Annotated in this window: 6 protein-coding genes; 1 reads left to right on the top strand and 5 read right to left on the bottom strand. The window is 63.2% G+C overall.

The features are described 5' to 3' along the window. A partial coding sequence (locus ACH2AT_RS10615; protein ID WP_394965911.1) for a tyrosine-type recombinase/integrase occupies nucleotides 1-1,259 on the top strand: 1,259 nt, incomplete at its 5' end. A 129-nt stretch (nucleotides 1,260-1,388) separates the two neighbouring features. On the opposite strand, the gene ACH2AT_RS10610 is transcribed toward ACH2AT_RS10615, so the two are convergent. Genes ACH2AT_RS10610 through ACH2AT_RS10590 form a run of 5 tightly spaced genes read right to left on the bottom strand, consistent with a single transcriptional unit; the run spans nucleotide 1,389 to nucleotide 4,980 of the window. Beyond that, nucleotides 1,389-2,429, bottom strand: coding sequence for a hypothetical protein (locus ACH2AT_RS10610; protein ID WP_394965909.1), 1,041 nt, complete (start codon nucleotides 2,427-2,429; stop codon nucleotides 1,389-1,391). Then, nucleotides 2,422-3,045 (bottom strand): ABC transporter ATP-binding protein, encoded by a 624-nt coding sequence (locus tag ACH2AT_RS10605; protein ID WP_394965907.1) that lies wholly within the window; start codon nucleotides 3,043-3,045, stop codon nucleotides 2,422-2,424. The genes ACH2AT_RS10610 and ACH2AT_RS10605 overlap by 8 nt, the downstream gene beginning before the upstream one ends. After that, complete coding sequence (locus tag ACH2AT_RS10600; protein ID WP_394965905.1) at nucleotides 3,042-3,281, bottom strand: hypothetical protein; 240 nt, start codon at nucleotides 3,279-3,281, stop codon at nucleotides 3,042-3,044. The genes ACH2AT_RS10605 and ACH2AT_RS10600 overlap by 4 nt, the downstream gene beginning before the upstream one ends. Beyond that, nucleotides 3,248-4,567, bottom strand: coding sequence for an ABC transporter permease subunit (locus ACH2AT_RS10595; protein WP_394965904.1), 1,320 nt, complete (start codon nucleotides 4,565-4,567; stop codon nucleotides 3,248-3,250). Before ACH2AT_RS10595 ends, ACH2AT_RS10600 begins: the two co-directional genes overlap by 34 nt. 17 nt (nucleotides 4,568-4,584) lie before the next feature. Continuing rightward, the gene (locus ACH2AT_RS10590; protein WP_394965902.1) at nucleotides 4,585-4,980 is read right to left on the bottom strand and encodes a zinc-ribbon domain-containing protein; all 396 of its coding nucleotides are present in this window, start codon (nucleotides 4,978-4,980) and stop codon (nucleotides 4,585-4,587) included. Nucleotides 4,981-5,062 lie beyond the last annotated feature (82 nt).

Genomic DNA, 5,062 nt, shown 5'->3' with positions numbered 1-5,062 from the left:
TTAGGCACGAGATGGAAGGAAAGCCGGACTGGCTGCACGGCTTTCCTGTCCAAATTTATTGTAATAGGAGTGGTCAACACATGGCAAGCATCCGAAAACGCGGCGAGAACAGCTATCTGCTGGTGGTGTCCCGGGGGTATGATTACCAGGGAAACCGTTTGAAGCCGGCACAAAAGACCGTCCACCCGCCCCTGGGTCTGACAGCGAAGCAAACACAGAAGTGGTTGAACGAACAGGCAGTCCTCTATGAGCAGGAAGTAAAACACACCCCTGGCCAGCCGGTGGATCGCAGTATGACCCTGGCCAGGTATATCGAAATTTGGCTGGGGCAGGTAGCGCCGAAAAAGCTCGCAGCCAGTACACTGACACGGGATAAGCAGGATATCCGCCGTATTCTGCCAGCCTTGGGGCACTACAAGCTGACAGAACTCAACAAGGAGATACTCCGGGATTTCTACGACGCCATGCGCCGGGAGAAGAACGAAAACACCGGCAACGTGCTGGCGGAGAAAACAGTAGAAGGCATCCATTCCTGCCTGTGCAGTATCCTGTCCGATGCAGTGGAGGCAGGGTACATCACCCACAATCCCGCATGGCGGGCGTACAAGAAAAAGGGTATCCCCAAAGAGCGGCCGGTTGCAGACGAGGAAACAGTGCAGCGACTCATAGCGGCACTGGAAACCCAAAGCATGAAATATGAAGTGTACTACAAGCTCATCCTTGCCACCGGGATGCGCCGGGGCGAAGCATGTGGCCTGCGCTGGTCAGACATAGACTGGCGGCAGCGGGCACTCCACATTCAGAGAAACGTTGTCAAGCTGAGCCGACAACCCATTCTAGTCAAGGAACCTAAAACACGAGCAGGGGTGCGGGTGGTATATCTGTCGAAAGATCTTTGCAAACTGCTGCGCGCATGGGAGAAAGAATGTCAATGGGAAAAGGAGCAACAAGGCACTGGTGCGCTCACACAGGATGACTACCTGTTCCGACAGCCTAATGGCGACCCTATGGTGCCCTGTACCTTCACCTTTCGCTTCAAAAAAATACTTCGTGAGAACGGTCTGCCAGAAAATTTGAATGTGCACAGTTTGCGCCACACAAATGCCAGCTTGCTCATCGCCCAAGGTGTGGATGTTCGAACGGTGGCGGGCCTGTTGGGTCACTCCCAGCCCAGTACTACGCTGGACATCTACAGCCACGCCTTCGACAAAAACAAGCGCCTCGCCGGGCAGAAACTCAGCGAAGCGATGGGGCTGTGAGAAAACAGTCATACCCGCTGAAAACCACCCATGCAGTGGGATATGACTGGAGAGCTAAACCAGAGAGGAAGGGCAGCGCCTATTTTTGTGTTTTAAGGATGAGGGGCCTGGCAGGATGTTTGGGACAGGTCATGTCTTGTCCATGCGGGTAAGACCGGTCTTGCAGCCCAGCCAGAGGCAGGCGTCGCTTTCGGCGATGCACTTGACCTCGTTGTCTGCCAGGCCGTTGCCCTGCACCAGGTACAGCCCGGTGATGGCCTCGGCGCCCTCGTCCGGGGGCCGCTCGCAGATCACCATGCCGTCCATCTCGGTGGTGATGATCATCCGCCCGTCCCGGGTGCAGAAAAGGAACCGCACCTTATTGCCCGGCAGGCCCTCCGCGCTGGACCAGGTGCGGGTCACCTTCCAACCCTCGGGGGTACGCTTGAGCAGGTTCAGCCCGCCGTAGAGGGTGTGGCCCACCCCGGCAAGGCAGGTGTCCTCGTCCAAAAACACCAGGGAGTTCACATACCGGTGGGCCAGGCCGTCGTCCATGGTGAGGTAGGTCCACTCGTCCCCTTTCAGGATGCACAGCCCGCCCTCGTTCTGGCACAGGTACATGCCGAACCACAGCTCAGCGCCGTTTTTCCGGATGATGCTCACGCACTCCTCGGTGAGGCCGCTTGTGGTGCCCACCACCCGCTCCACCTGCCACTGGCCGCCCTCCTTTGTCAAAAAGGCCGCCCCGGTCATGCAGCCGACCCAAACCCCGTCCTCCACCGGCAGCACCGCGTTCACCCGGCCCTCGGGGATCTGGGGCGCGGAGAAGGTGAGGACTTTCTCGCCGCTTTTCGTGTAGGCGCTGACGCCGTCGTTGTGGCCGCACCAGACAAGGCCGTCGAAGCTCTCCCCGATCTCCGAGGCGTAGATCAGGGTGATGCTGTCGTCGATCACCTCCAGCGGCTCCCCGGTCTCCCGGTGGATGGTGCGCAGGCCGTCTTTCAGGCCCACCCACAGCTTTTGTCCGTCGTCATAAAGGGCGGAGATCTCCTCGCCTTGAAAGAGCACATGGAGGTAGTCCATCTTCTCGTACACCGGCTCGCTGTCGGCCTGGTACATCTTCAGCCCCACGCCCGCCGCCGCCATGGCCGCGAGGAAAAAGACGACGATGAAGATTTTTTTCTTATCCATACAGGCGCCCCCTTTCCAGCTGGTACCGCTTTTGGCTCAGGCACTCAGCTTCCTCCCGGCTGTGGGTCACCAGCAGCACCGTCATTCCGGCGCAGCAATGCCGCACCGCCTCCATGGCTATGGCCTTGCTCTTTTCGTCCAGGTTGGCAAAGGGCTCGTCCAGCAACAGGACGGGCTTGCGGCAGGCGATGGCCCGGGCCAGGGCGGCCCGCTTGGCCTGGCCTCCGGAAATTTCGTAGGGATAGCGTTTCAGTAGCTCGCCGATGCCCAGTCGCTCCGCCAGGGCAGCGGCCTCCTCTCGCCGGGGCTGCCGGCCTCGGAGGGGGCTGCCGTAGAGGATATTGTCCTCCACCGTCATGTGGTTCCACAGCGCCGGCTCCTGGAAGGTCATGGCCACCCCCCGCTTTTCCAGCGCCTGGGCGGGCGGCTCGCCCCCCAGCAGCAGCCGGCCAGCGTCGGCCGTTGCCAGCCCGGCGATGATGCGCAGCAGGGTGGATTTGCCGCTGCCGCTCTCCCCAAGAATGGAGACCAGCTCCCCCGGCCCCACCGCCAGGCAGAGGCCGCTCAGCACCGTGAGCTCCCCGTATCGTTTTGTGATGTCTTGCGCCTGGATCAATCCGTCTTTCTCCTTTCCTGCCGCCCGCCGCCCGCTCGCCGCCCTTTCCGGCGCGCGGAGAGGAACAGCCCGGTCAGCACCATCACCGCCATGCACAGCAGTACCTGAAAATAGCAAAAGCCGGCCACCAGTTCGGAGGAGCCGTAGTGGAGGTAGTTGTAGATCTTCACCGACAGGGGCTCCATCCCCGTCGGCATCAGCATCAGCACGGTGCCCACGTCCGCCACGCTGAGCATGAAGGCCACCGCGAAGGCAGCCAGCAGCCCGCCGCGGAGCAGGGGCAGCCGCACCCGGAAAAGATACCGCCCCCGCGACCGCGCCAGCACCCGCCCCAGCGCCAGCTTGTCCCGGTCCAGCCGGGCAAAGGCCCCGGCCAGCAGGAGCAGCAGATAGGGCGGTAGTGCACCGCGAGGCCCAGAGCGGGCATCCAGACGGTGCGCCCCAGGCGGTGGAAGGGGCTTTTGTTGACCATCTCCAGCAGGCCCAGCCCCACGATGGAACCGGGCAGGGCGATGGGAAAGAGGAACAGGTACCACAGCCACCGTTTCCCCTTTTGGGCCAGCAGGAACTCCGCGGCCAGCGCTGCGGGCGCCAGGGCCAGCAGCCCAGCCAGCGCGCCGGTGAGGCAAGAGGTGGCCAGCTCTTCCCACGCGAGCAGGATGGCCCACCCCAGGCTGGGCAGGTAGGGTGCGAGGGCGGCCAGGGGGAAAACCACCTGGAACATGCAGAGGGCCACACCCGCCCTGCCCGCGGCGAACACGGCGGCCCCGCCCCGCACCGGAAAGGCCGCCCCGGAGGGGGCCGCCATGAGGATGCTCTTCACCGGGCCCATGCAGAGCAGCAGTACCACCGCCGCCACCGCCGTGAGCGGCAGGGACAGCAGGAAGGAGTGGTAGGTGCGCCCCTGGGCGGAGTAGTCGGAGAAGATCTCCATGGCATAGACGTTCACCTGGAACAGGGAGGGGATGGAAAAGTCGGTGACCGACAGGATGAACACCAGCCCGCCCGAGGCCAGCACCTGGGGGAACACCGAGGGCAGCGCCACATTCCAAAAGGCTTTTTCCTCCCGGCCCATGAGCAGGGCCAGCTGGAGGGGTTCTTTGGGCAGGCGCTCCAGCGCCAGCAGCGAGATGCCGGTGCAGATGGGCAGGTAGGCCAGCACCTCCACCGCCGCGCTGGGGAACAGCCCCGTGGGATTCAGCCGGAAAAGCCGGGCCACCGACAGGCAGGCCAGGGCGTAGACATAGGGGGGCACCGCCGCCAGCAGCAAAAAGAACCAGCGGCAGCCCCGGCCTGCCAACGGCCCGGTGTGGATGCCCTGGGCCGCCGCCAGGCCCGCCGTCATGCAGAAGGCCGCCACCACAAGGCCCAGCAGCAGGGAATTTTCCAGCAGGCCCAGCCTGCGCGCCGACAGCAGGGCGACGCCGCCCGCCTGCACCCTGGACGCAAGGTACAGCACTGGGGCGAAGCTCAGCACAAAATACACGGCGGAGCCAAGCAAAAGCGCTTTTCCGGTTTTCATCCTCTCACCGCCGGCGATCAGCTTTCGGTGTTCTGGGGCGTTCCGCCGGCCGCCTCAGGCTGGGGCAGCCTGGCGCCGCAGCTGCCGCAGAAAGCCTTGCCCGCCTCCACCTGCGCGCCGCAATAGGGGCACTTGCCCATGCCCTTGACCTCTTCCAGCTCCCGGCGCAGGGCCTCGATCCGGCTCTGGGCCTCCCGGATCCGCTCCACCTGATCCCCGAACAGGTCCGGCCGCTCGCCGGCAAGGTTCTCCATATACCGCCGCCCGATCTCGGTGTGGGCTGCCGCGATGATCTTCTCCTCGTCCGAGATGGCGCCGTTGAGCTGGGCGATGCGGGCAAGCTCCTTGGTCTTGCTCACCGCCGTGGCGCTGGTCTCCGAGATGACCTTGGACAAACCCTCAAACAATGACATACGATCGCTCCTATTACAATAAATTTGGACAGGAAAGCCGTGCAGCCAGTCCGGCTTTCCTTCCATCTCGTGCCTAAGCTAC

This window comes from Candidatus Allofournierella excrementigallinarum (genome assembly GCF_944388085.1).
Classification (GTDB): domain Bacteria; phylum Bacillota; class Clostridia; order Oscillospirales; family Ruminococcaceae; genus Allofournierella_A; species Allofournierella_A excrementigallinarum.
Note: the sequence above shows the minus strand (reverse complement) of the source record. Positions and strands in the feature narration are given on the sequence as shown.